The sequence below is a fragment of the Priestia megaterium NBRC 15308 = ATCC 14581 genome, from assembly GCF_000832985.1.
Lineage (GTDB): Bacteria > Bacillota > Bacilli > Bacillales > Bacillaceae_H > Priestia > Priestia megaterium.
On record NZ_CP009920.1, the window covers coordinates 1,887,631 to 1,913,210 of the forward strand.

Annotated in this window: 24 protein-coding genes and 1 pseudogene; 1 reads left to right on the forward strand and 24 read right to left on the reverse strand. The window is 39.4% G+C overall.

Translation table 11 applies throughout. From position 1 onward, the window contains the following. Window positions 1-38: 38 nt before the first annotated feature. From BG04_RS10345 to uvrB, 21 genes and pseudogenes are all read right to left on the reverse strand, one after another. Window positions 39-497 carry an 8-oxo-dGTP diphosphatase gene (locus tag BG04_RS10345; RefSeq protein ID WP_013059712.1) on the reverse strand — a complete coding sequence of 153 codons (459 nt, stop codon included), beginning with the start codon at window positions 495-497 and terminating at the stop codon, window positions 39-41. 303 nt (window positions 498-800) lie between these two features. Continuing rightward, entirely contained in the window at window positions 801-1,754 is a 954-nt protein-coding gene (gene trxB, locus BG04_RS10350; protein ID WP_013059713.1) for a thioredoxin-disulfide reductase, read from the reverse strand. A gap of 111 nt (window positions 1,755-1,865) precedes the next feature. After that, the gene (locus BG04_RS10355; protein WP_013085393.1) at window positions 1,866-3,368 is read right to left on the reverse strand and encodes a tetratricopeptide repeat protein; all 1,503 of its coding nucleotides are present in this window, start codon (window positions 3,366-3,368) and stop codon (window positions 1,866-1,868) included. A gap of 181 nt (window positions 3,369-3,549) precedes the next feature. Beyond that, complete coding sequence (hisIE, locus tag BG04_RS10360) at window positions 3,550-4,173, reverse strand: bifunctional phosphoribosyl-AMP cyclohydrolase/phosphoribosyl-ATP diphosphatase HisIE (protein ID WP_013059715.1); 624 nt, start codon at window positions 4,171-4,173, stop codon at window positions 3,550-3,552. Beyond that, the gene (hisF, locus tag BG04_RS10365) at window positions 4,170-4,928 is read right to left on the reverse strand and encodes an imidazole glycerol phosphate synthase subunit HisF (protein ID WP_016765868.1); all 759 of its coding nucleotides are present in this window, start codon (window positions 4,926-4,928) and stop codon (window positions 4,170-4,172) included. Before hisF ends, hisIE begins: the two co-directional genes overlap by 4 nt. Next, window positions 4,928-5,662: a 1-(5-phosphoribosyl)-5-[(5-phosphoribosylamino)methylideneamino]imidazole-4-carboxamide isomerase gene (hisA, locus tag BG04_RS10370; RefSeq protein WP_013085396.1), complete on the reverse strand. Its 735-nt coding sequence runs from the start codon at window positions 5,660-5,662 to the stop codon at window positions 4,928-4,930. The genes hisF and hisA overlap by 1 nt, the downstream gene beginning before the upstream one ends. Continuing rightward, window positions 5,649-6,296 carry an imidazole glycerol phosphate synthase subunit HisH gene (hisH, locus tag BG04_RS10375; protein WP_034648409.1) on the reverse strand — a complete coding sequence of 216 codons (648 nt, stop codon included), beginning with the start codon at window positions 6,294-6,296 and terminating at the stop codon, window positions 5,649-5,651. Before hisH ends, hisA begins: the two co-directional genes overlap by 14 nt. After that, on the reverse strand, window positions 6,297-6,881 hold the full coding sequence (hisB, locus tag BG04_RS10380) for an imidazoleglycerol-phosphate dehydratase HisB (RefSeq protein WP_013059719.1): 585 nt from the start codon (window positions 6,879-6,881) through the stop codon (window positions 6,297-6,299). It lies immediately after the preceding gene. A 75-nt stretch (window positions 6,882-6,956) separates the two neighbouring features. Next, window positions 6,957-8,225, reverse strand: a complete 1,269-nt coding sequence (gene hisD, locus BG04_RS10385; protein WP_034648407.1) for a histidinol dehydrogenase — start codon at window positions 8,223-8,225, stop codon at window positions 6,957-6,959. 15 nt (window positions 8,226-8,240) lie between these two features. Then, window positions 8,241-8,873, reverse strand: a complete 633-nt coding sequence (hisG, locus tag BG04_RS10390; RefSeq protein WP_013059721.1) for an ATP phosphoribosyltransferase — start codon at window positions 8,871-8,873, stop codon at window positions 8,241-8,243. After that, a pseudogene (locus BG04_RS10395) lies at window positions 8,873-10,053 on the reverse strand (ATP phosphoribosyltransferase regulatory subunit). The gene hisG and the pseudogene BG04_RS10395 overlap by 1 nt, the downstream one beginning before the upstream one ends. A gap of 183 nt (window positions 10,054-10,236) precedes the next feature. Further along, complete coding sequence (locus BG04_RS10400; protein WP_034648402.1) at window positions 10,237-10,764, reverse strand: acyltransferase; 528 nt, start codon at window positions 10,762-10,764, stop codon at window positions 10,237-10,239. Further along, window positions 10,761-11,408, reverse strand: coding sequence for a pyrophosphatase PpaX (gene ppaX / locus BG04_RS10405; protein ID WP_034648399.1), 648 nt, complete (start codon window positions 11,406-11,408; stop codon window positions 10,761-10,763). Before ppaX ends, BG04_RS10400 begins: the two co-directional genes overlap by 4 nt. Before the next feature lie 60 nt (window positions 11,409-11,468). After that, window positions 11,469-12,302: a prolipoprotein diacylglyceryl transferase gene (lgt, locus tag BG04_RS10410; protein ID WP_013085403.1), complete on the reverse strand. Its 834-nt coding sequence runs from the start codon at window positions 12,300-12,302 to the stop codon at window positions 11,469-11,471. A 16-nt stretch (window positions 12,303-12,318) separates the two neighbouring features. Continuing rightward, the gene (hprK, locus tag BG04_RS10415) at window positions 12,319-13,254 is read right to left on the reverse strand and encodes an HPr(Ser) kinase/phosphatase (protein WP_016765874.1); all 936 of its coding nucleotides are present in this window, start codon (window positions 13,252-13,254) and stop codon (window positions 12,319-12,321) included. A gap of 188 nt (window positions 13,255-13,442) precedes the next feature. Beyond that, window positions 13,443-13,808 carry a phage holin family protein gene (locus BG04_RS10420; protein ID WP_013085405.1) on the reverse strand — a complete coding sequence of 122 codons (366 nt, stop codon included), beginning with the start codon at window positions 13,806-13,808 and terminating at the stop codon, window positions 13,443-13,445. A 2-nt stretch (window positions 13,809-13,810) separates the two neighbouring features. Beyond that, window positions 13,811-14,005: a PspC domain-containing protein gene (locus BG04_RS10425; RefSeq protein ID WP_013059728.1), complete on the reverse strand. Its 195-nt coding sequence runs from the start codon at window positions 14,003-14,005 to the stop codon at window positions 13,811-13,813. A gap of 41 nt (window positions 14,006-14,046) precedes the next feature. Further along, window positions 14,047-15,138, reverse strand: a complete 1,092-nt coding sequence (locus BG04_RS10430; RefSeq protein ID WP_034648394.1) for a DUF4097 family beta strand repeat-containing protein — start codon at window positions 15,136-15,138, stop codon at window positions 14,047-14,049. A 38-nt stretch (window positions 15,139-15,176) separates the two neighbouring features. Next, on the reverse strand, window positions 15,177-15,488 hold the full coding sequence (locus BG04_RS10435; protein ID WP_013059730.1) for a hypothetical protein: 312 nt from the start codon (window positions 15,486-15,488) through the stop codon (window positions 15,177-15,179). Between the two features lie 87 nt (window positions 15,489-15,575). Continuing rightward, window positions 15,576-18,452, reverse strand: a complete 2,877-nt coding sequence (gene uvrA / locus BG04_RS10440) for an excinuclease ABC subunit UvrA (protein WP_013085407.1) — start codon at window positions 18,450-18,452, stop codon at window positions 15,576-15,578. Window positions 18,453-18,458: 6 nt separating this feature from the next. Continuing rightward, window positions 18,459-20,438: an excinuclease ABC subunit UvrB gene (gene uvrB / locus BG04_RS10445; protein ID WP_013059732.1), complete on the reverse strand. Its 1,980-nt coding sequence runs from the start codon at window positions 20,436-20,438 to the stop codon at window positions 18,459-18,461. Window positions 20,439-20,774: 336 nt separating this feature from the next. On the opposite strand from uvrB, the gene BG04_RS10450 reads away from it, so the two are divergent. Next, a complete protein-coding gene (locus tag BG04_RS10450) occupies window positions 20,775-22,436 on the forward strand; it encodes a sigma-54 interaction domain-containing protein (RefSeq protein WP_034648388.1) in 1,662 nt (553 codons plus the stop codon). Between the two features lie 66 nt (window positions 22,437-22,502). On the opposite strand, the gene pruA is transcribed toward BG04_RS10450, so the two are convergent. The 3 genes from pruA to BG04_RS10465 all read right to left on the reverse strand — a co-directional run bounded on the left by pruA (window position 22,503) and on the right by BG04_RS10465 (window position 25,558). Further along, on the reverse strand, window positions 22,503-24,074 hold the full coding sequence (gene pruA, locus BG04_RS10455; protein ID WP_034648381.1) for an L-glutamate gamma-semialdehyde dehydrogenase: 1,572 nt from the start codon (window positions 24,072-24,074) through the stop codon (window positions 22,503-22,505). A gap of 27 nt (window positions 24,075-24,101) precedes the next feature. Continuing rightward, a complete protein-coding gene (locus BG04_RS10460) occupies window positions 24,102-25,016 on the reverse strand; it encodes a proline dehydrogenase family protein (RefSeq protein WP_034648379.1) in 915 nt (304 codons plus the stop codon). A 317-nt stretch (window positions 25,017-25,333) separates the two neighbouring features. After that, window positions 25,334-25,558 carry a DUF2198 family protein gene (locus BG04_RS10465; RefSeq protein ID WP_034648377.1) on the reverse strand — a complete coding sequence of 75 codons (225 nt, stop codon included), beginning with the start codon at window positions 25,556-25,558 and terminating at the stop codon, window positions 25,334-25,336. Between the last annotated feature and the right edge of the window lie 22 nt (window positions 25,559-25,580).

The window sequence follows — 25,580 nt, forward strand, 5'->3', positions numbered from 1 at the left end:
CCATCCCCCTCAATCTATGCATACATGTCTATTTATCATTAACAAGGATCAATTCGATAAGATAATAACTCGAAATCCGTTGTATACGTAAAGTTGCCATAAATAACACCCGACCCTTTTGCTACATAATCGATAATGTGATGATCTCCCGGCGCCATCGGCAATTCACTTACTTCACTCAAATTATGCCAACCAAGTTTGCCTTCTTCTGATTCTAGCACATTTGTCCCATCAAAATCTGTAGCAAAAAAAGTAAACATCATCCATTCAGATGAAATTTGATCGTTTTCTTTCATCGTAAAAGTAAAGATACCTTTTACAGTGGGATTTTTCAAATAAATTCCCGTCTCTTCACGAAATTCTCTTACAACAGAGTCTTTTACAGATTCTCCTTGCTCCATTTTCCCACCCGGGGCCACCCACCAGTTTCTTCGTGGCTTTTGAAGCAACAATACTTTATCATCTTTCATTAATACACAATTTGTGACCCTTTGCATGTTTTCCACCTCATCATATGTATACTGACATTTTCTTTTATTATACTACGAAACAAACTTCTCTCACAACGGAGATGAACTAACTATTACTAAATTTTCTGAAAATAATCAATTGCTGTTATATACGTAAATCCAATCTGTTATAGTCACAAAAAAGAGGCATAGGAACACGTCCTATGCCCGACATACATATATTTTATAAAAGGGGGTCAATTACTATCTATATAGTACCCCATCAATGTTTCACAGGTGTTACAGAACAGTTAAAACCGAATTACGTTTTGTAAAAGGTTGATTTCAGCCTTATTGCTGAATAGCTTTTAACTTTTCTTTTAACTCTTCTACATAGTGCTGAGCCGCTTGAGCCGCAATGCTGCCATCACCTGTAGCTGTTACAATTTGACGAAGAGCCTTTTCACGAACATCTCCAGCTGCGAACACACCTGGTACTTTTGTTTCCATTTGCTCGTTCGTTTCAATATATCCTTCTTTATTCGTGATGTTTAGGCTTTCGAATGGTTTTGTTAGTGGAACCATTCCAACATAAATGAATACGCCGTCCGCACCGAACTCGCGCTCTTCACCTGTTTTGGTGTCTACTAACGTTACGCTGCCTACTTTACCGTCTTTTTCATTTACTTCTTTGACCGTTGTATTCCAAATAAAATCAACTTTTTCGTTGTCAAATGCACGCTGCTGTAGGATTTTCTGCGCGCGAAGCTCATCACGTCGGTGAATAATTGTTACTTTTGTTGCGAAGCGTGTTAAATATACGCCTTCTTCAACTGCAGAGTCTCCACCGCCTACAACGACTAGCTCTTTACCTTTAAAAAATGCGCCGTCACATACAGCACAATAAGATACGCCGCGGCCGCCTAGTTCTTTTTCTCCTGGCGCGCCTAATTTTTTATATTCCGCACCAGTAGCAACGATTACTGAACGTGTTTTATATTCTTTGCTGCCTGCACGAACTGTCTTGTATTCTTCTCCGTCGATGATTTCTTTAATATCACCGTACGCATATTCCGCACCGAATTTTTTTGCATGCTCAAACATTTTGTTAGAAAGGTCAGGGCCAAGGATATGGTCATAACCTGGATAGTTTTCTACATCTTCCGTATTAGCCATTTGACCGCCTGGAATTCCGCGTTCAATCATTAGTGTTGATAAATCTGCACGAGATGTATATACAGCAGCAGTCATACCTGCTGGACCTGCCCCAATAATAATGACATCATAAATTTTTTCTTCTGTCATTGCTTTACACTCCTTTTAGGAAATTCCTTCGTAGTTGATTCCAAATTTATGGATAATTATTTCGTTACCACTATCCTAATATGTTCTTCCTATTATCGTCTATTTTTTTGCTCAATTTAATAATGTATTCACAATTTTACTGTACTTTCTCACTGTTGCAGCGGAAATGGAATATTGTTTTGCCGCATCGGCTTGAGTAATAGCCTGCCTTTTTTCTTTCGCCCATATATATGTGACGGCTGCAGCCCATGCATTTACGTTCACATGCTGAAAATCATAGGATTGTTTATATACCTGTACATATACATAAAACCAAAAGCTTAAAAGATCTTGGGTATCACTTTCATTCTGCGATTCCATCTCCAGTTCAATAACATCTGCCACCTCAAAAATCACATGTTGTTTATCCTGCCATACATACGTATATACTTCATCCAAAAGTGTACTCATATGTATGGAAGACTTGATTTCTTCTAAAAGGAGCAGGCGCTGTTGTTCAGGAAGCTTTTTTGCCATATACAAGCTGTAAAGCTGATCGTGAACATTTTTTGTTGCACACTTCTTTTTCGCTGTAACATCCACTTTCGATTGAAAAACCTTCGCAGCTTTTTGACTGATGCGCCAAGGCTCCTCTCCTTCTTTATCAGGAACGTCTTCCAATGCCAGCTTCCACATTTCTTTAGCGAACGCTTCACGCCCGGTATAGTAAGAAGCATATGAGAGCCAATAATGAAATGAGTTGTCTCCTTGAAATCCTTGTGTATAAAGCTTTTTTAACCATCTGTATGATAGTTTGTATTGACCAATCAATGCAAATGTTGCTCCAAGCTTATAGCGGTGTTCAAATGACATTGGATAAACGCGGCTAAGCCCGTCTGTAAGCTCCTCAACTTCTTTATGCTTATGGCAATAATAATAGAAAATCAGCTGATTGCATAACGCATGAAGGTTTCCAGGGTTTTTCTCCAATACTTCATTCAGCAAATCCATTGCCTCATCAATTTTATTTAAATAAAAATAAGCTAACGCTAAATTATTATATGCAGACCAGAATTCTGGATACTCATCAATTATTTCAGTTAACAAATCCACTGCTTCTTCAAAATTTGTTGCTTCAAGCAGTCGTTTTGCTTGTTCTTGTTTTATAATCAGCATGTCCCCTAGCTGATTTTTAGGCTCTTCATCTTCTTCATCCACATCAATTGATAGTAAATCTAACAGATCTGTAGCCGATCGAAAGAGGTCACCATTTGGAAAATGCTCAATGTAATACATCGCGTATTTTTTTGATTCTTCAAACAGTCCAAGATGCGCATAGCTGTTGGCTATATAGTAGTAACAGCTTCCTAATGTATCGTCCATATGATGAATCACATGGAGAAAAAGCTCGTTGGCATCTTGATAATCTCCCTGCTCCGTTAAAGCTACTCCAACGTTTGTAAGAAGCTGTGGATTACGGGCATTTTCTTTGTTTGCACGCGTTAAATACTTGAGCGCTTTATCCGACTCCTCTTCTTCAAACGCCTGCAGCGCTTTTTCGAAATAGAAGTCACCCGTTTGCGAAAATGGAATTACTTGTGCCATTTTTTGAATTACTTTTGAGTGTTTTTCCATTAAGCCCTCCAAATAAGTTGATAATTTCGACGTTCGTAGTATATCACATTTGCCAAGAAGTTTAATACCTCTATTCAAAAAAGGAGCCTGTAAGCAGTCGTTTCTTGACGCAAATAAGAGAAGGTTTTGCCTCTTTTATCTAAAATGAGACAACTCCTTCTCTCTTTTCACTATGTAGCTATTAGCTAGAGTGACGCTCTTTTAATACTGATAGGACATCGTCTAAAGGCAGCTTTTGCTCACGAAGTAAAACAAGTACGTGGTACAATAAATCTGCAACTTCCCACTTCAGTTCATCATGGTCACGATTTTTTGCTGCAATAATCACTTCACCAGCTTCTTCTCCTACTTTTTTGAGGATTTTATCTACGCCTTTATCGAATAAGTATGTTGTATAAGCTCCTTCTGGCATTTCAGCTTCACGCTTAGCGATTACTTCTTCTAGCTCATTAATAATAGCAAACCGATTATCGTTTTGTTTATTTTCGCCAAGAATTGTTTCATTAAAGCAGCTGTAAGCGCCCGTATGACAAGCAGGACCTTGAGGCTCCACTTTTACAACAAGAGAATCAGCATCACAGTCATATGCCATGCTCACAATTTTTTGTGTGTTTCCAGAGGTTGCCCCCTTGTGCCACAACTCTTGTCGAGAACGGCTGTAAAACCATGTTTCACGTGTATCAATTGATTTTTGAAGTGATTCTTCGTTCATATAAGCCAATGTTAAAACTTCTTTGCTCACAGCATCTTGTACAATAGCTGGCACAAGTCCATCACTGTTGAATTTAATATTTTCAATCGTCATCGAATGCTCACTCCTTGTTGTTTTGCATAGCTTTTAATTTCTTTTACAGATGTTTCTTTATAGTGAAAGATCGAAGCCGCCAAAGCCGCGTCAGCTTCCCCTTTTTCAAACGCATCGACAAAATCTTGACCATTTCCTGCGCCGCCGGAAGCAATAACAGGAACGCTCACCGCTTGGCTGACTGCTTTGGTTAATGCTAAATCAAACCCTGACTTTTCACCGTCTTTATCCATACTCGTTAACAAGATCTCACCCGCACCGCGCTTTACTGCTTCTCTTGCCCAGTCGATTACTTCCCAGTCCGTTGCATTGCGGCCTCCGTGTGTGTAGACTCGCCATGATTGTAAGCTTTCATCGTACTTAGCATCGATGGCTACCACAATACACTGAGCTCCAAAAAAGTCGGACCCTTCTGTAATCAGTGTTGGATTGAGTACGGCCGCTGTATTTAATGACACTTTGTCTGCACCAGCACGAAGCATTCTTTTCATATCTTCTAATGCATTAATTCCTCCGCCCACCGTAAAAGGAATCGCTAGCTGAGATGCTACTTCTTCTACAACATGTACCATCGTTTTGCGTCCTTCATGAGAAGCAGAAATGTCTAAAAAGACTAATTCGTCTGCGCCTTCTTCGTCATAAAATTTCGCCAACTCTACAGGATCTCCTGCATCTCGAAGTTCCACAAACTGAACTCCTTTTACCACACGGCCGTCCTTTACATCTAAACAAGGAATGATTCGTTTTGTAATCATTACGCTTTCACCTCTTGAAGTGCTTCAGCTACTGTAAACTTATTTGTATAAAGTGCTTTCCCTACAATGGCACCAATAACGCCGTCAGCTTCATATTTCTTTAGTGCATCTAGATCAGCAAGTTTACTAACTCCCCCTGATGCAATCACACCTTTTCCAGTAGCCTTAGCCATCTCAACAATTCCTTCCACATTAGGACCAGACAGCATACCATCAGTAGAAATATCCGTGAAAATAAATGTTTCCGCACCAGCATTAGCCAATTCTTTTCCTAGTTCTGTCGCTTTGATTGTAGATGTTTCCACCCAGCCTTCCGTCGCAACATAGCCATCACGTGCATCAATACCAATAGCAATACGCGCACCATATTCCTTCAGCATTTTTTTCACAAATTCAGGATTAGAAATAGCTGCACTTCCTAAAATAACACGGTCAATTCCGTTTTCTAAGTAGTAAGCAACGTCAGCTTCTGAGCGAATGCCTCCTCCAATTTGCACACGTACATCTAATTTCTTTTTCACGCCTAGCACAAATTCATCATTCACGCGCTTAGCCGCTTTTGCGCCGTCTAAATCAACCATGTGAATCCACTGAGCGCCTTCACTTGCGAATTGTGTGGCCATATCTACCGGAGAATCTCCGTACACCGTTTCTTTTGAGTAATCTCCTTGAAGCAAACGGACGCACTTTCCTCCGCGCATATCAATGGCTGGATATATTTCAAATTTGCTCATACGATGGGCTCCTTTTCTCTACGAAGTTTGCATAATTTTGCAGCATTTGCATTCCGATTGCACTGCTTTTTTCAGGATGGAATTGAGTGCCAAATACGTGTTCTTTTCCAACAACTGCTGGAACTTCGACATCATAAGGACTTGTTGCTAAAAGCACGTCTTGATCATTTGTTTTTACGTAATAAGAGTGAACAAAGTACACGTGACCTTCACTGATTCCATCAAGCAGAGCAGATTGCTGATGAAAATCTAAAGAGTTCCAGCCCATATGCGGAACTTTATATGTCTGTCCTTCGGCAGTAATGCCGGGAATACGCTCGACTCTCCCTTTTAACAGTTCCAGCCCTTTTGTTACACCGTTCTCATCGCTTTCTTCAAATAAAAGCTGCATACCTAAACAAATTCCAAGCAAAGGCATTCCTTTTGCTACTTCTTCTTTAATAAAGTCCGTCAGCTTTGTTTGATTCAGCTGTTCCATCGCATCTTTGAATGCTCCAACCCCAGGAAGAATCAGCCCTTTTGCCTTACTTAGTTCTGCAGGATCTGCGGAGATAATATAGTCATAGTTTAATCGTTCCAGAGCTTTACTTACGCTGTATAAGTTGCCCATCCCATAGTCGATAATTCCAATCATTTACAACATCCCTTTCGTCGAAGGCACACCTTTGACACGCGGATCAATCGTTGTCGCTTCGTCCAAAGCACGTGCTAATGCCTTAAATACTGCTTCAATAATGTGGTGCGTATTTTTACCGTAGTGTACAATTACATGTACATTCATGCGAGATTCTAATGCGAATTTCCATAAAAATTCATACACAAGCTCTGTATCAAATGTACCAACGCGCGACGCGGGAATATCACCTTTAAATTCAAAATGAGGACGATTGCTTAAATCTACTACGACTTGAGCCAACGCGTCATCCATTGGTACAAAAGCATTTCCATAGCGTTTAATTCCTTTTTTATCACCGAGCGCTTCTTTGAACGTTTGACCAAGGCAAATACCGATATCTTCCGTTGTATGGTGATCATCAATCTCCGTGTCCCCGTCTGCTTTTACATCAAGGTTAAACTGTCCGTGTTTTGTAAATAAATCGAGCATATGATTTAAAAAAGGAACGCCTGTATCAATGTTCGCTTTTCCTTCTCCATCGATTCCAATCGCTAATGCAATATCCGTTTCGTTTGTTGTACGTTTAATACTTGACTCTCTCATTGTGAAACTCCTTTCAACTGTGCATGTAATAAGTAAAGAAAAGAACATTTCTACTCTTTTCTTTTAATCTCCACCTTATTTTTTAAAGCGTTCTTCAACCGCCCTTGCATGAGCTTCTAGCCCTTCTAAACGAGCAAATGCTGAGATTTTCGAGACATTTTTCTGGAGAGCTTGTTGGCTGTATGAAATGATACTAGACTTTTTCACAAATGAATCAACTGATAAAGGACTTGAGAATTTTGCTGTCCCATTTGTTGGAAGAACATGGTTTGGTCCCGCGAAATAATCGCCAACAGGTTCTGAGCTGTATCTTCCTAGAAAAATAGCACCGGCATGACGAATGGAACCTAAAAGTTCAAGTGGACTTTCAGTCATAATTTCTAAATGCTCAGGAGCTAATTGATTAACAGCTTCAATCGCTTCTTCTAATGACCCGGTCACATAAATAGCGCCATGGTTATCAATAGAAGGTTTTGCAATTTCTTTACGAGGTAAAGATTCCACTTGTCTTTCCACTTCTTCTTTAACAGCTTCGGCTAATGTCATCGAAGGTGTAACTAAAATACTTGAAGCTAATTTGTCATGTTCTGCTTGAGACAATAAATCAGCGGCCACTTCGTTCGGCTTAGCCGTATCGTCTGCTAGTACGACAATTTCACTAGGTCCAGCAATTGAGTCAATGTCTACTAAGCCATATACTTCTCTTTTCGCTAATGCAACAAAGATATTACCTGGCCCTACAATTTTATCGACGGATTGAATTGTTTCTGTTCCATAGGCAAGTGCTCCTACTGCCTGAGCTCCCCCTACTTTATAAATCTCTTTGACCCCAAGCTCACTCGCTGCTACCACTACTCCAGCAGGAAGCGCGCCGTCTTTTCCTGGAGGTGAAACCATCACGATACGTTTTACACCTGCCACTTGAGCAGGAATGACATTCATCAAAACTGAAGAAGGATAAGCCGCAAGGCCTCCCGGTACATAAACACCTACTGCATCTAAAGGCGTTACTTTCTGCCCTAAAATGGTGCCGTCTTCTTTTGTTGTCATCCAAGACTGCTCGACCATTCTTTCGTGGTAATCACGAATGTTGTCAGCAGCTTCACGAATGATTGACAGCATATCTGCATCAACCAGCTCATAAGCACGCTTCTTTTCTTGTTCTGTCACAAGCAAAGAAGAAAGCTCAATGCCGTCAAATTGGGCTGTATACCTTTTTAAAGCTTCGTCTTTTTGCTCTTGCACCTGCTTTAAAATATTTACGACAATTTCTCTTTGAGCACTTGTCCCTTGATCAATCGTACGCTTTAAGCTCACTTGTTCTGTTACACGTGTAATTTTCAATGTATGTCACCTCTTTTATACAGGTTGAACCACTTGGGCTAAACGATTCACTAAATCATCAATTCGTTCGTCTTTTAAACGATAGCTCACAGGGTTCACAATCAAACGCGATGTAATATCTTCAATATGCTCCAATTCAACAAGTCCGTTCTCTTTTAGTGTTTGTCCCGTTGATACAATATCAACGATCCGATCAGCCAGGCCGATTAAAGGCGCTAATTCAATTGAACCATTCAATTTTATAATTTCTACTTGCTCTCCTTGCTCCCTGAAATAAGTAGATGCTACATTTGGATATTTGGTTGCCACTTTTTGAGCAATTTCTGATTTTTTAGCATTAGGCAAACCGGCAACGGCCAAATGACATTTACTAATATTTAAATCCAACAGCTCATAAACATCTCGTTCTTCTTCTAACATTACGTCTTTACCTGCAATACCAAGATCCGCTACTCCGTATTCTACATAAGTAGTAACGTCCATTGGTTTTGCTAAAATAAAGCGCATGTTCTCTTCAGGAATATCTACAATCAGCTTGCGCGAATCGTCAAATTCTGGCGGCAATTGAAAGTCTGCTTGACGCAAAAGTTCAGCTGCTTCTTCAAAAATACGTCCTTTTGGCATTGCAATTGTTAATAGTTCACTCATTATTGTCCCCCCTTGCCTCGTTTTCCAATTAGAAACGTGACTTCTTCAAACTGTGCAGTAAATACATCAACATCATCAACGCCTGCAATTTCCTGAGTCACTACCCGGTATCCTTGCTTGCGCTGCTCAGTAGCTAAAGCTAACGCCTCATCCAAACGCTCCTGGCTATATAATATGCCGTATACTGCTGAAGGCTCATATACTTCTTCGCCCAGCGCTTCAATTAAGCGGTCAAGCTGAATTCCAAATCCTGTAGCTGGTGTTTTAGACGCAAATTTTTCAAGAAGCTGGTCATAACGTCCTCCATTACCGATATGGAAACCAACGTTTTCAGCAAAGACTTCAAATAAAATACCTGTGTAATAGCTCATATGACTGACTAAGTTAAAATCAATTTTAATTTCATCCGTTACACCGTATGCATCAAGCATATTCCATAGCTTTTTCAAATCACCGGCTGCTTTTTTACCAGCTTCGTTTTCAACTAGTTCAACCGCTTCTTCAATCTTCTTTTCATCTCCGCGCAGGTTAAGCAGCTGAAGAAGACGCTGTTTATCAATAGAAGATAGATTCAAATCTTTTACATGATTACGATAGCCCACATAATTTTTCTCATATAAAAAGCGGCGAAGCACGTTAGCACGTTCTTCATTTCCGACAATTTCTAAAAAAAGCGAATTAACAAACCCGATGTGGCCAATTGCCACTTTAAATGATTTAAGTCCCGCTCTTTTTAATGCGCCGATCATGAGAGCAATCACTTCAGCATCGCTGCTCATCGTAGCGTCTCCAATTAGCTCAACGCCTATTTGTTCAAACTCCGCCGGGCGGCCACCCTCACGCTGCTGAGCTCGGAATACATTTGCTTCATAAGCTAAGCGCAAAGGAGAATTATTTAAAAGTTTTGAAGCGGCCACACGTGCAAATGGTGTTGTTACATCCGGTCGCAGCACAAGCGTATGCCCTTCTTTATCTAAAAGTTTAAACAATTGTTGATCTAAAATAGCTGATGCGCTTCCTACCGTCTCGTAGTATTCCACAGTAGGCGTTGCCATATATTGATAGCCCCAGCTGCCGATTTCATCTGCCAGCTGATTGCGAACTTGTTTTTTCTTTCAAAAAGAGCTGGCAGGGTATCTCTCATTCCAAGGGGTTTTTCAAACATAAATAACTTTGACATTCCGACACGTCCTTTAAGCTTGATTTTATCTATTAAGGAACCATTGATAGGTTGATTTTACTTTATCACACTAATGTATTAGCGAAATAACAAATTAAAGTTATTGATAGTTTACACCCGATAAAGTCAGCCGTCAACCGCCAGCTGTTCAAATTTACAAAAAAAACCACAGCTTAGTTCTTGCTAAGTTGTGGCTTTAGGTTCTGCTTCCCTGCGCTTTTCCATTTCTTCTTTTGTATAGATGACACGCATAGGGTTACCTCCAACAAAGAAACCGGGTGCTACATCTTTATGAACCACCGTTCCAGCCGCTACAACCGCTTTGTTGCCGATTGTTACGCCTGGAAGGATGGTGCTATTTGCTCCAATCATCACTTCATCCCCAATGATGACATCTCCAAGACGATATTCCGTTATCAGATATTCATGAGCGAGAATAGTTGTATTGTATCCGATAACCGTATTGCGTCCTACTTGTATTTTTTCAGGAAACATAATATCGAGCATCACCATAAGGGCAAAGGATGTTTGAGGTCCTACTTTCATCCCTAAGCACACTTTGTACAGCCAGCTTTTCATCGAAAGAAAAGGTGTATAGCGAGCGCATTGAATGATTAGGAAGTTGCGCACTACTTTCCAAAAAGGCACGGTCTTATAGACATGCCAAAGGGAATTAGCTCCTTTAACCGGATAGCGCGTCGTTTTTCTCACTGACGTTCTCCTTTTAATATATCAATTAAATCCGTCATATTCTCTAAAATAATATCAGGATTATAAGAAGCGATATGATCTCTTCCTTTTGCACTCCAAGCAACTCCAGCTGTTTTCGTATAAGCTCTTTGGCCAGAAACGATGTCATGATGGTTATCTCCCACCATCAGTGCTTCTTCAGGTTTAGCATCCAGCAGCTTCAGTGCTTTTTCTACCGGCTCAGGATGCGGCTTTGCATTTGTTACGTCTTCAATTGCGACAATCGTATCAAAGAACTGCTCTAACTTCGTTAACTTAAGCCCCATCATGACCGTATTTCTTTGCTTTGTTGTGACAATACCTAATTTATAATTCTGCTCGTGCAGCCATTTAACTGTTTCAAGTACGCCTTCAAATTCTTTAACAAGCAAATCGTGATTGGCTAGATTATGCGTGCGATACATCTCAATCATTTCGTTTACTTTCGTTTTATCCATTTCTACAAACGTGTCGTATAAAGGAGGTCCCATAAACTGTAAAATATCTTCACGAGTATATTGTTCAGGATAATAGTGATTAAGCGTATGAGTAAACGAGGCAATAATTAATTCATTTGTATCAATTAACGTACCGTCTAAATCAAACAAAACCGTATTAATCGTCATTATTCATTTCCTTCCCTTGCGTCAAATCAAGTTTGTGTAAACCTTGTAGCTTTTCTTCATTTACGCCTTAGATTGTGCTTCTTCATTCTCTAAGTATTTCTGTTTACTCATTCCCGTCACGCGGCGGACAATAATTAAAATAATGGCTATTACAATCAGTGCAAGTGAAACAACTTGAGCGATTCTGAGTGTATGCGTCAACATTAAACTATCCGTGCGAAGCCCTTCTACAAAGAAGCGTCCAACTGAGTACCAGATTAAATAAGATAAGAAAATTTCTCCTTTTCGCAGACTGGTGCGGCGAAGTACCATCAACAGGATAAATCCGGCAAAATCCCATAATGATTCGTATAAAAACGTAGGATGATAGTATGTACCATTAATATACATTTGGTTAATAATAAAATTTGGAAGGTGCAACCCTTCTAAAAAAGCACGGGTAACCGGCCCCCCATGTGCCTCTTGATTCATAAAGTTTCCCCAGCGCCCAATGGCTTGGCCAAGGATTAAACTAGGCGCAGCAATATCAGCCAACTTCCAAAATGAAATCTTTTTTACTTTCGAATACACAATGGCAGTTAATACGCCTCCGATTAAGCCACCATGAATGGCAATCCCACCTTGCCAAATCTGAGGTATTTCATTTAAATGCTTTGAATAGTATCCCCATTCAAAGGATACATAATAAATTCGTGCACAAATAATAGCTATTGGCACAGCAAATAAGATAAGATCAACAAATGTATCTTTTGATAAGCCTCTTCTTACACTTTCTCTTGTCGCAATATAAAGACCTAATAGAACACCTGCACCGATAATTACGCCGTACCAGTAGACCGTTAGAGGGCCAATTTCAAGGAAAACGCGATCTAACGGCTGAATAGTTGCTTCCACAAGTTAACACCCTTTCTTATAAATCTTCACGGTCTCCTTCTTCAATTACATCTGTTAGACGTGCAGAAAATTGTTCTGCTGCGTTAATACCCATACGCTTTAAGCGGAAGTTCATTGCTGCCACTTCAATGATAACAGCTAAGTTTCGTCCCGGACGTACTGGCAATGTAATTTTTGTAACGTCTGTATCAATAATTTTCATTTTATCTTCTTCTAAACCAAGGCGATCATAATGTTTCTGCTGATCCCATGTCTCTAACTGAATAACAAGTGAAATTCGCTTATAGCTTCGTACAGCTCCTGCGCCGAATAGCGTCATCACATTGATGATCCCTAGTCCTCGAATTTCAAGCAAATGCTCGATTAAACCAGGCGCATTTCCTACAAGCGTGTCTTGATCTTCTTGACGGATTTCCACACAGTCATCGGCTACTAGACGATGTCCCCTCTTAACAAGCTCTAGAGCTGTTTCACTTTTACCAACGCCGCTTTTTCCCATGATTAATACACCAATTCCGTATATATCAACTAATACGCCGTGCATGGCAGTAGTAGGTGCTAGCCGGCTTTCAAGAAAATTCGTTAAATGGCTGGAAAGTCGCGTTGTTTTAAAGCTTGAACGCAACACAGGAACTGATTCACGCTCTGAAGCTTCGATAAGTTCTTTCGGTACCTCCATTTCGCGCGAAACAATGATAGCCGGCGTGATATCTGTACACATCTTTTCCATTCGAACTTTTTTTTGTTCATCATCTAATTGTTTAAAAAATGATAGTTCTGTTTTACCTAACAGCTGGATACGTTCTGCTGGGTAATATGTAAAATAACCTGCCATTTCAATACCTGGACGTGAAATATCACTTGTTGAAATAGGACGGTCGATTCCTTCTTCTCCGCTAATAAGCTCTAATTTAAATTTCTCAATGATGTCTTTTGTACGTACTTTAACCACCGTGCATCCTCCTTTTATGAACAGTCATATACCTGTTCATGTCTACAGTATATCCAACTCTCGCTTTTATGTCGCGTTTGGTTCTAGCCATTTTATTTTATCATTAATACGGAAAGAAAAGAAAAAAAAGATGGCATAGGCTGCATCGCCTTACCATCTTTTTTAGAAAATTAAATATTGCAAGAAAGTTATCTTCTATTTTGAAGCGGTTCAACAATCACTCGTTGAATAAGCGCATTTAAAAGCGACATAATTACTGAGGCTAAAAGTGCTGTACCAAACCCGTCAATATTAAAAGAATCTCCCATAACACTTTGTGTAATCATCAGCGTAATGGCATTAATGACGAATAAAAACAGCCCAAGCGTAAGAAATGTCACCGGCAGGGTAAGTAAAATTAAAACCGGCTTAACAAACACGTTCAAAATAGATAGAATCAAGCTCGCGATAATAGCTGCACTGACTGATTCCAAGTGGAAAGTGTCGATATAACCTGCAATTACGATTAATACGAGGGCATTGATTAAAATACTAATGATTCCACGCAATAACATCTTTAGAAATCTCCTTCTTCATTTGGAACTAAAAACACAAAAATCATATATAAAATGACCGGAGTACCTACTGTAAAAAATAAACTGATGATAAACAATACGCGGAGTAGTGAAGCATCTATTCCGATATACTGAGAAATACCGCCGATAACACCCGCAAGCTTGCGATTTGTTCGCGAACGATACAACTTTCGCACGTTAATCATCTCCTTTGTTTTTTTACTAAAACAAGTGTTTTCTATTTTATAACAATTGAGCCCGTTTTGGATTCAGCTAACAATTTATAGCCTTTCGGCGAAGCGACATTTGCTTTGAAACGAAGTTGTTTCATCACCGTTTCTTTTTTCTCATCTACTATTTCCATCTCAGGAAGTGTACACGTAAAATTCCCAAAGTTAGATTTCAAATCTCCATCAACGGAGAGATGAGGCGGCGTATAGAGCGTAATGCTTCCTGTAGTCGTTTTGAAAAATGCTTTTTCAATGCGCTCTCCTTTTAAATACGTATCGATATCTCCGTTAAATGTCTGAACATCAATCTTTTTTGTATCTCCATCAAATTTAACCGTTCCATTGATTGTTTCAAGCTCACATTTCGAAGCGAGTATCCGAGAAAGTTCCATATGCCCGTTTGATGTCTCCATTTCAAGAGAATGGCTGTTCACATCGTAAAAGCGGATGGTACCATTAGCTGTTTTGGCTTTCAGGTCTCGTACGCTTAGTCTTTCCCCATCGATTGAACCATTAAACATACGGAGCTTGACGCGTTCATATTCCATTTCTGGAATATAAATAATCGCTTTCACTTTCATTTGCTTTTGCTGAATTGCAAAGCGCAATTTGCCATTTTCGATCGAAAATGCCGTATGCTGCAAGAAAGTGCGGCGCGCTTCATCCGAATTTTCTACTCTGTAGATAGCAGCTTCACACTCTATTCGTACTTCTGTACTTCCCCAAGGTCGGAGTTGAACACTTCCATTTGCTAAATCTACGTCAATCTCTTGAATATATGCTTCTGATTGTTGAAAGATGTGCTGAACGTCAATCGAAGGACCAAAGTTAAAATCTAAATCTCCTTCTTTTACTTTTTTTACCGTTTGATCTACAAATGTAAATAATTTTTCCTTTAAAGAGCTTTGAGATGACTTAGAAGCGTACGTTTTTTTCTGTTTTCCTCCTACATAAGGGGATAGCTCAGCTTTATCAGGCGTAGCATAGGAAGAATCATTAGCTGAGTCTTTTTCCAGTGAATTTAGCAAAGTTAAAGCCTCATCTACGCTAAGTTTCCCTTCTTCTACCATCTGTAAAATTTGTTTGCGCTTTTCACTCATACCTTCCATCTCCTCTTTGCGTTTTAGTCATTTAACTTTTATCTGCTTAATATTTGTATCCCTTTTACAATATTCCATACAAACACAACAACATTAACTAAAGAAACAACAACTAAAGCTACAATTAAAAGAATAAATACCGTTCCACTAGAGCCAGTAAGAGCAGGAAGCAAGAAAAATAAGAACAAGATCGCTGTAGCGATAGGTAATAAATGTGACAAAAATGCAGTTTTTGCATGTTTCTTTACTTCTATGTTATGAACAACAAAATAAATAATAATAGGTAATAAAAATGGTGCAAAGAAAACGCTAAAATAATTTAAGGAAGATAGTATGCGATTTCCTTCCATAATAATCAGCTCCTTATATCATGTATTACGGTTTAATGAGTTAAAAAGTTTCATTCTTTATAAAAAAGACACCAATGCTGGTGTCTTTTAACGAGTTAATGCCTCTGCTTTTTCAACTTTCTTCTCCATACGCTTACGGTCACGTTCTAAAATTGGCTTCAAATAATGACCCGTATAGGATTCTTTTACTTTTGCCACTTCTTCTGGCGTACCCATAGCCACAATTTGTCCGCCTTTATCTCCACCTTCAGGCCCTAAATCAAGCAGGTAATCAGCAGCTTTAATGACGTCTAAATTATGTTCGATCACTAGAACTGTATCTCCATTTTCAACTAAACGCTGGAGCACTTTTAATAATCGTGCAATATCATCGACATGAAGACCGGTAGTCGGTTCGTCTAAAATGTACAGCGTTCTTCCTGTTGAGCGGCGGTGAAGCTCTGAGGCTAACTTTACACGCTGTGCCTCTCCACCGGATAAAGTAGTAGCCGGCTGTCCAAGCGTGATATAGCCAAGTCCTACATCGTAAATTGTCTGCAGCTTCCGCTTAATCTTTGGAATGTTTTCAAAGAAGTGAAGCGCGTCTTCAACGGTCATATCCAACACATCTGAAATGTTTTGATCTTTGTATTTCACTTCTAAAGTTTCACGGTTATATCGTTTGCCGTGGCAGACTTCACAAGGGACGTATACATCTGGCAAGAAATGCATTTCAATTTTGATAATACCGTCTCCTCGACAAGCTTCACAGCGGCCGCCTTTCACGTTAAAGCTAAAACGGCCTTTTTTATATCCGCGCACTTTTGCTTCGTTTGTTTGGGCAAATACATCTCGAATGTCATCGAATACACCTGTATACGTTGCAGGGTTCGAACGAGGCGTACGGCCTATGGGAGACTGATCAATATCAATGACTTTATCTAAGTGTTCAATGCCTTTGATTTCTTTATGTTCTCCTGCTTTGCTTTTTGCTTTATGCAGCTTTTGCGCCAATGATTTATGAAGGATATCATTTACCAACGTACTCTTACCTGATCCGGATACACCTGTAACAGCCGTGAACATACCTAACGGAAGCTTTGCTTTTACATTTTTTAAATTGTTTTCTTTTGCTCCTATAATTTCAATCATTCGATCTTTATCTATTGACCGTCTTTCCGCTGGAAGAGGAATAAACTTCTCTCCTGATAGATATTGACCCGTTAAAGAGTTTTCATCCTCCATCACTTCCTGAGGCGTACCTTGAGAAACAACAGCACCCCCGTGTACTCCGGCTCCTGGTCCGATATCAATTAAATAATCAGCTGCCATCATCGTATCTTCGTCATGTTCTACAACAATCAACGTATTTCCAATATCGCGCATATCTTGCATCGTGCGAATTAAGCGATCATTGTCACGCTGATGAAGACCGATAGAAGGTTCATCTAAAATATAAAGAACCCCCGTCAAGCGAGAACCAATTTGAGTAGCTAAACGGATCCGCTGTGCTTCTCCTCCTGAGAGAGTTCCAGCAGAGCGGTTTAATGTTAAGTAATCAAGTCCCACGTTAATAAGAAAGCTTAGACGCTCACGAATTTCACGCAGTATCATATCCGCAATCTTCATGTCTTTTTCAGATAGGCTGAGACTTTCAAAAAAATCATATGCTTCTTTTACTGAGAAGCGGGTTGTATCTCCTATATGCTTTTCGTCAATGAGCACCGCTAAGCTTTCCCGTTTCAAGCGATTTCCTTTACATTTTGGACAAGCTTGCTGAGCCATGTACTTTTCCATTTGCTCACGGATATAATCTGAACTTGTTTCATGATAACGGCGCTCTACATTCCGAAGCACGCCTTCAAATTCGATATGATTTTCTCTTACTTGGCCAAAATCATTTTCATAGCGAAAGTAAATTTTTTCTTTACCGCTGCCATATAATACTTTATCAAATAAATGTTCCGGGATATCTCGCACCGGCACGTCCATATCGATGCCGTAATGTGTACATACGGCTTCAAGCAGCTGCGGATAGTATTGAGAACTTGTTGGCTCCCAAGGTGCAATTGCGTGCTGACGAAGCGTTAAGTCATAGTTAGGAATAACTAAATCTTTATCCACTTCTAATTTCGTGCCTAACCCGTCACAAGTTGGACACGCCCCGTACGGACTATTAAATGAAAACATGCGGGGCTCAAGCTCTCCAATGGAGAAACCACATTTTGGGCAAGCATGATGCTCACTAAAAAGCAGTTCTTCTTCACCTATCACATCAATAATTACTTTCCCTTCTCCAAGGCGAAGAGCTGATTCCAAAGAGTCCGACAAACGAGCGGCTACACCTTCTTTTACAACAACGCGATCAATCACTACTTCAATGGAGTGCTTTTTGTTTTTTTCCAGTTCAATTTCTTCTGTTATTTCACGCATTTCTCCGTCTACTCGAATGCGAACGTACCCTTCCTTTTTAATATCTTCTAACACTTTTACGTGGGTGCCTTTTCGGCCAGATACCACAGGTGCCAGTACTTGAAGCTTTGTGCGTTCAGGGTACTCTAAAATTCTATCTACCATTTGCTCAATCGTTTGAGATGTAATTTCGATTCCATGATTAGGACAAATCGGCTTTCCTACACGAGCAAACAAAAGGCGCAAATAGTCATAGATTTCCGTCACAGTTCCGACGGTTGAACGAGGGTTTCTGCTCGTTGTTTTTTGGTCGATTGAAATAGCAGGCGACAATCCTTCGATTGAATCTACATCCGGCTTATCCATTTGACCTAAAAACTGTCTTGCATATGCCGAAAGCGACTCGACATAACGTCTTTGTCCTTCTGCATAGATTGTATCGAATGCCAAAGAAGATTTACCAGAACCTGATAACCCTGTTAATACCACTAATTTGTCTCGTGGGATTTCAATATCGATATTTTGCAAATTGTGGGCTCGTGCACCTTTTACCACGATTTTTTCCATCGCCATGTTTTATCACCCTTCCGCTTTTAATTCTAGAATCAAGTCACGAAGCTCAGCTGCGCGTTCAAAGTTAAGCGCTTTGGCTGCTTCTTTCATTTCTTGTTCCATTTCTTCTACGAGCTTTGCTTTTTCTTTTTTGTTGAGCTTATCAAATGCCGGTGCTTCTTCATACGTTTCTGTATCTTCTGCTACTACTGTTGCACGAATTGAGCCTCGAACTTCTTTTTGAATCGTTGTCGGTGTAATACCATGCTCTTCATTGTAAGCTTCTTGAATACTTCTACGACGCTTGGTCTCATTGATAGCAATGTCCATGGAGTTTGTGATGCGATCTGCATACATAATGACATGTCCATTAGCATTTCGTGCAGCACGTCCGATGGTTTGAATAAGCGATCGTTCTGAACGTAAGAATCCTTCTTTGTCGGCATCTAATATGGTTACTAACGAAACCTCCGGAATATCTAAACCTTCACGAAGTAAGTTAATTCCTACAAGCACATCATATTTTCCAAGCCGCAGCTCTCGGATAATTTCAATACGCTCGAGCGTCTTCACCTCAGAGTGAAGATATTGAACTTTAATGCCAATTTCTTTTAAGTAGTTCGTTAAATCCTCAGACATTTTCTTTGTTAACGTCGTAACGAGCACTCGTTCATTTCGCTTAATCCGATCATGAATTTCTCCAATTAAATCATCAATCTGTCCTTCAATTGGTCGAACTTCAATATTTGGATCCAATAATCCCGTTGGACGGATAATTTGTTCAATCACATCAGGTGCCTTCTCAAGTTCGTAAGGACCTGGTGTTGCAGAAACATGAACAATTTGGTTAATATGCTGTTCAAATTCATCAAATTTAAGCGGGCGGTTATCTAATGCGGACGGCAAGCGGAAACCATGGTCTACTAACACTTGTTTACGTGCTTGGTCTCCATTGTACATTCCTCTAACTTGAGGAATCGTAACGTGTGATTCATCCACAACAAGAAGGAAATCTTCAGGGAAGAAGTCCAGCAGTGTATAAGGTGTAGAACCAGCGGGACGAAGCGTTAAATGACGAGAGTAGTTCTCGATTCCCGAACAAAAGCCCATTTCTCTCATCATTTCTAGGTCGTAGCGCGTGCGCTGCTCCAAGCGCTGCGCTTCTAAAAGCTTGCCTGCTTCTTTTAGCTTCTCTAGCTGTTCTTCTAGTTCTTTTTCAATATTTTGAATGGCAACACGCATTTTTTCTTCTCTCGTGACAAAGTGAGATGCCGGGAAGATAGCTACATGTTCACGATCACCAATGATTTCTCCTGTTAGAGCGTCAACTTCTCGAATGCGGTCAATTTCATCGCCGAAAAACTCGACGCGAATACAGTGTTCATCTCGAGATACAGGGAAAATCTCCACAACATCACCGCGAACGCGAAACGTTCCGCGTTTAAAGTCAATATCATTTCTTTCGTACTGTACATCTACTAGCGTACGAAGCAGCTGATTACGCTCTTTCTCCATTCCTACTCGAAGAGATACGACCATTTCTTTGTATTCTTCCGGAGACCCTAAGCCATAAATACAGGATACGCTGGCAATAATAATGACATCTTTTCGTTCAAAAAGAGAAGAAGTTGCCGAGTGACGAAGTTTATCAATTTCATCATTAATGCTTGCATCTTTTTCAATAAATGTATCTGTTTGAGGTACATAGGCTTCAGGCTGATAGTAATCATAGTAACTGACAAAGTATTCGACTGCATTATTAGGAAAAAACTCTTTAAACTCACTGTACAATTGACCAGCAAGCGTTTTGTTATGAGCCATAATTAATGTCGGCTTATTTATTTCCTTAATAACATTAGACATGGTGAAGGTTTTTCCCGTTCCTGTAGCACCTAATAAAACTTGATGCTGCTTACCTTCTTTAATTCCTTTCACAATCTTTTCAATTGCCTTTGGCTGATCACCTTGCGGTTGATATGGGGATACTAATTCAAACTGATCTTTCAAATGAAGGCCTCCGTTTCCATTTTCTTGTTTTATCTATTTTTTATTACGATATGTAAAAACCGAAAACACGAACTGATATTCGTATTTTATCACTTTATACTCATAAATGAAACTAATCAGTATTAATCTTATATAGTGTTTGTTTGTTTTTATTTTTTACCCTGTTACTTTATTACCCACTAAATTCTTATACTACCCTTTTCGAAGGAAATACAACTCTTTGGATGAAAGCAATAAAAGAAAGTAAGCTGCATGATTGTTTGAAAAAAATAGGCTTTTGCGCCAATTTCTAAATTATGATACAGTATAAAAAATATGTACTGAGAGGGGTTTAGTATGGCAAGCGTTGATCAAGTTCTTATAAATAACTCCTTTATAACAGTTGAAGAATCAACTTCTTTAGCTAAAGTGACATCTGAACTTTCCAACTACGACTTCGTTGTAGTCACAGCAAGTACCTTTTATGTAATACAAAAAGATGAACGATACCTTTTAACAGGTCATGACGAGGCATCGTCCATAAAAAAAGTAATAGCGGATACAAATTGGCCTTCATCTTCTACTTCTACGTTAGCCAATTTACAAGCCAACACAAACTGGAACAGACCAGTCCTCATTCAAGCAGAAAACCAAGAAACCACAATAGGACTTGTAACACCTTCACAGTGGATTACACATTTGCAGAGCCAAAATGAGATATTAGCTTCCTATTTTGATACATTGGCAGAAACCATTAATGATGCAGTGACAGCGGTCGATAATGAAGGAAATGTAATCTTGTGGAATACTGCTGCGGAACATACGTATAAGATTCAGAGAGATGATATTATGGGGAGAAAAATCGGAGAGCATTTCAAAGATGAATCCATCATTCTACATACGATTCTAAATGAAGGGCGTCCTGTGCGCGGAACGTATCATCGTCCTAATGAACAAACTCACGTGCTCATCAATGCATCTCCTATTATAAGAAATAACCGAGTCATAGGTGGAGTCGCAACCGAACATGACATTACCAATATTGTACGATTAAATGAAGAAATTGATGTGTCTCTTCTCATTCCAAAAGATAATCCATTTTCTTCTTTCGCGGGTATCAGTCCTGAAATTAAGCAAGCCGTTGACATTGCCAAAAAAGTGGCATCTACAGATATGCCTATTTTATTAACAGGAGAACCTGGTTCTGGGAAAGAAATGCTGGCTCAGGCCATTCACTACGGCGGATCCAAACATAAAGAACCTTTTTTATCTTTAAACTGCGCGACTATTCCATCGGGACTCTTGGAAATTGAGCTCTTTGGTCATCAAAAAGATGTCTTTTCAGAAGATCCAACAACCATTGCAGGAAAACTCGAGCAGGCTCATAACGGGACGCTATTTATTGAAGAAATTGATAAAATGCCTCTTGAAATTCAAGTTAAGTTTCTCCGTTACTTGGAAGAACGATCCTTTTATCACGTTGGAGGCACGGAAGAAATTCAAGTTCAAACCCGAATTGTAGCCTCTACCACGACGCCTTTGGAAGAGTTGCTAAAAGCCGGTGAATTCCATGAAAACCTTTACTATTTGCTGACCGTCATTAATATTATCATTCCGCCGCTTCGAGACCATAAAGAAGACATTGAAGCATTAACTCAGCAATTTGTACAGGAATTTAGTAAAAAGTATAAAAAGAAGGCTCCTTTCATCAGCTCTGAAGTTCTCGAAGCCTTTATGCAATACGATTGGCCAGGCAATATTCGCGAGCTGAGAAATACGATTGAACGAATGACTTTTCTAAGTGATCAGTCGTTGATTACCCTTACGCACCTTCCTGACAACCTGAAGGATGCAAGTTCTTTCACAGAAGTTCAAAAAGAAGAAGATTCTCTCCAAGAAGCTAGGCTAATAGAAGAGACTCTTCAAAAAACCTATGGAAACAAAAGTGCAGCAGCGGATCTGCTTGGCATTTCACGCGGCACCCTTTACAACAAAATCAAAGAATATGGATTAAACTAATCAAAAAATTCGACACGAAGCCAAAGATGCTTCGTGTCGAATTTTTTGATTTCCTATAGACTGAACTTATTTCTGTTTTCTCGCTGTCATCTTCCCTTGTGTAAATAATAGAAGATAATCATACCCTCCGGCTTTCGAGTCCGTTCCGGACATATTAAAACCGCCAAAAGGATGAACACCAACTAATGCTCCTGTACATTTTTTGTTAATATATAAGTTACCGCAGTGCATGGTAGCTAACGCCCTTTGAATTCTCTCTTCGGTTTCAGAGAAAAAGGCTCCCGTCAAACCGTAATCAGTTTCATTGTAAATCTCAATGGCTTCTTCCCAGTTAGCTGCTTTTGTCAACGCAAGGACCGGTCCAAAAATCTCTTCTTGCATAATTCGTGCTTTTGAATCCACATCTTTGAATACTGTAGGTTCTACATAATAGCCATTTCCGGGAGCTTTAGCTCCCCCGGCAATAAGCTTCCCTTCTTCTTTGCCAATTTCAATGTAGGCCAATACTTTTTCATACGCTTTTTGATCAATAACAGGTCCCATAGAAGGGTTGTCTTCAGGCAGTCCGACGGTTAATTCTTTTGTTAATGCGGCTACCTTTTGGGCAACCTCTTCATAAACAGATTCTACAATAATCGCTCGAGAGCCAGCGGAACACTTTTGGCCTTGAAATCCAAACGCAGATGCTACGATCGCTTGCGCTGCCGCGTCTAAGTCTGCCGTTTCATCTACTACAACGCCATCTTTTCCTCCCATTTCAGCAATGACGCGTTTCAGCCAAATTTGTCCAGACTGTACTTTTGAAGCACGTTCATAAATGCGACATCCTACTTCTCTTGATCCCGTAAAAGAAATAAAACGAGTTTGAGGATGTTCGACTAAATATTCTCCAACTTCTATGCCATCTCCAGGGATAAAATTTAGAACACCAGACGGAAGACCGACTTCCTCCATTAATTGAACAAATTTCGCAGCAATAACCGGTGCAGAATCAGCTGGCTTTAAAATAACCGCATTTCCAGATACAATTCCAGCTACAGTCGTTCCAGCCATAATGGCAAGCGGAAAATTAAAAGGTGAAATGACTACTCCTACTCCTAAAGGAATATACGTCATCTCTGTTGTTTCACCTTCTACCGGCGTTAAAGGCCGATGCTCATTCGTTTCACTTAAACGAATCATTTCTCGCGCATAAAATTCCATAAAGTCAATAGCTTCCGCGGTATCCGCATCAGCTTCTGCCCAGTTTTTCCCCACTTCATAAACGAGCATGGCAGAAAATTCATACTTTCTTTTTCTCATCAGCTCTGCTGCTTTGAATAAATAATCAGCACGTTCAGCAGGCGGGACGTGCTTCCATGATTGAAATGCTGCTGATGCTTCTTGCATTGCCTGCTCAGCATAAGCTTTAGTGCCACGGCTTACTCTCCCAATCACTTCATCTACTTTTCCCGGGTTCGTAGAGACAATCACTTCTTCTGTTGAGATTTTATCCTTTCCAATCGTGAGAGGATATGTTTGTCCCAATTCTTTTTTCACTTTCATTAACGCCGCTTGCATCGCTTGTTTATTCTCTTCTAACGAAAAATCAGTAAACGGTTCATTTTTAAAAACTGAGATTTTTGTACTTACTGTCATTTCAACCAGTCCCCTTTAATTAGAAATTTATTTCGCGAAGTTTTTCAGCACGAACCATACGTTGGCGGGACGTTCGGCTAGGCGTCTCATGAAATACCCAAACCAATCAATGCCGTAAGGAACATAAACCCTGACTTTATATCCTTCTTTTACTAGACGGTCCTGCAGCTCTACGCAAATTCCATAAAGCATTTGGAACTCAAATTGGTCATTTGAAATACCATTTTCTCTTACTAATCGTTTTGTGTACTGAATCATTTCTTCATCATGACTTGCTACAGCTGTATAGTGACCATTTAATAAATGCATTTTAATGATTTTTTTATAGTTTTCATCTACGTCTTTCTTTTCTGGAAATGATACTTCTGGTGATTCTTTATAAGCTCCTTTTACTAGACGTAAATTAGCTTGATATTGATGTAAGTCATTCATATCTTGTTCTGTACGATAAAGATACGCTTGAATCACAATTCCAACATTATCAAATTCTTTGCGTAATTCTTTATACATATCAAGGGAGATTTGGCAGTGCAAGTAGTCTTCCATATCAATTCGAACAAAAATATTATTCATTCTGGCCGTGTGTAGAATTCTGCGCATATTTTCCATACAAAGCTCTTTGCTAATATCCAATCCTAAAGAAGTCATCTTTAATGATAAATTTGATTGAACGCCCGATTCTGCAATGGCTTCTAGTGTCTGAATGCACATGGCAGTAGACAACCTGGCTTCCTCTTCTGTAAAAACAAATTCTCCTAAATGATCAAGTGTAACAACTTTTCCATTATTGTTAAGCTCCTTAGATGTTTGAATTGCTGATTCGGTTGAGTCTCCAGCAACAAAACGAGCTGCCCCCATCCTCAATCCATACTTTTTAGCTAATTTGTTCATTGAATGATTTTTGCCAAGCGACTGAAACATCGTTCTCATTAATACTTCCATCAATCCTAAACCTCCTTTTATTTTTTAAAATTAAAAAAATAAACTAAATTTTCAGATTAATAATTTTATTTTTCTATACCCTCCTCACATTTCTGTACACTTATTTAAATAAATTTATACATAAGTGTTTAAAATATTTTACAAATAAACATATTTGTCTAATTAATTTGATTATACTCGCTCATTAAATGAACCGAAACAATATTGTTATAAGTTCTAACTCACTTTTTTACACACAAAAGCTCTCCACGTTGTGCAGAGAGCTTTTGTGTACAGTTTAATAATAAGCGATTAACTTATCATCAAACCAACAATCTTTATTTTCCAGCTGCTAGCATGCTTTTTGCATATATAAAACCGATGGCTGCTGAAAGTAAATCTATTAAAATAATAAGCGGATAATCTGCGTACCCTTTATATACAGAAACAGCTATCAACAAAAGCGTCAGCCCTGTGGCAACATATAAGTTATATGTTACTCTAGCAAACAGAACAAGCAATATGGCGGGTAGAAAAACTGCGGCAATCGTTTTGACTTCCACAAACATTTCTCCTTTTTATCCG

Coding starts and splice junctions, on each gene's coding strand:
- BG04_RS10430 (WP_034648394.1), bottom strand. CDS start 15,138: ATGAGTGAAAAGCGCAAACAAATTTTACAGATGGTAGAAGAAGGGAAA.
- BG04_RS10355 (WP_013085393.1), bottom strand. CDS start 3,368: ATGGAAAAACACTCAAAAGTAATTCAAAAAATGGCACAAGTAATTCCA.
- uvrA (WP_013085407.1), bottom strand. CDS start 18,452: ATGGCGATGGAAAAAATCGTGGTAAAAGGTGCACGAGCCCACAATTTG.
- BG04_RS10345 (WP_013059712.1), bottom strand. CDS start 497: ATGCAAAGGGTCACAAATTGTGTATTAATGAAAGATGATAAAGTATTG.
- hisA (WP_013085396.1), bottom strand. CDS start 5,662: ATGAGCAAATTTGAAATATATCCAGCCATTGATATGCGCGGAGGAAAG.
- hisF (WP_016765868.1), bottom strand. CDS start 4,928: ATGATTACAAAACGAATCATTCCTTGTTTAGATGTAAAGGACGGCCGT.
- hisIE (WP_013059715.1), bottom strand. CDS start 4,173: ATGACGATTGAAAATATTAAATTCAACAGTGATGGACTTGTGCCAGCT.
- BG04_RS10460 (WP_034648379.1), bottom strand. CDS start 25,016: ATGGAAGTATTAATGAGAACGATGTTTCAGTCGCTTGGCAAAAATCAT.
- BG04_RS10420 (WP_013085405.1), bottom strand. CDS start 13,808: ATGTTATTGCGTGGAATCATTAGTATTTTAATCAATGCCCTCGTATTA.
- BG04_RS10435 (WP_013059730.1), bottom strand. CDS start 15,488: ATGGAAGGAAATCGCATACTATCTTCCTTAAATTATTTTAGCGTTTTC.
- hisB (WP_013059719.1), bottom strand. CDS start 6,881: ATGAGAGAGTCAAGTATTAAACGTACAACAAACGAAACGGATATTGCA.
- trxB (WP_013059713.1), bottom strand. CDS start 1,754: ATGACAGAAGAAAAAATTTATGATGTCATTATTATTGGGGCAGGTCCA.
- pruA (WP_034648381.1), bottom strand. CDS start 24,074: ATGACAGTAAGTACAAAAATCTCAGTTTTTAAAAATGAACCGTTTACT.
- BG04_RS10450 (WP_034648388.1), top strand. CDS start 20,775: ATGGCAAGCGTTGATCAAGTTCTTATAAATAACTCCTTTATAACAGTT.
- ppaX (WP_034648399.1), bottom strand. CDS start 11,408: ATGACGATTAATACGGTTTTGTTTGATTTAGACGGTACGTTAATTGAT.
- hisG (WP_013059721.1), bottom strand. CDS start 8,873: ATGAGTGAACTATTAACAATTGCAATGCCAAAAGGACGTATTTTTGAA.
- hisH (WP_034648409.1), bottom strand. CDS start 6,296: ATGATTGGAATTATCGACTATGGGATGGGCAACTTATACAGCGTAAGT.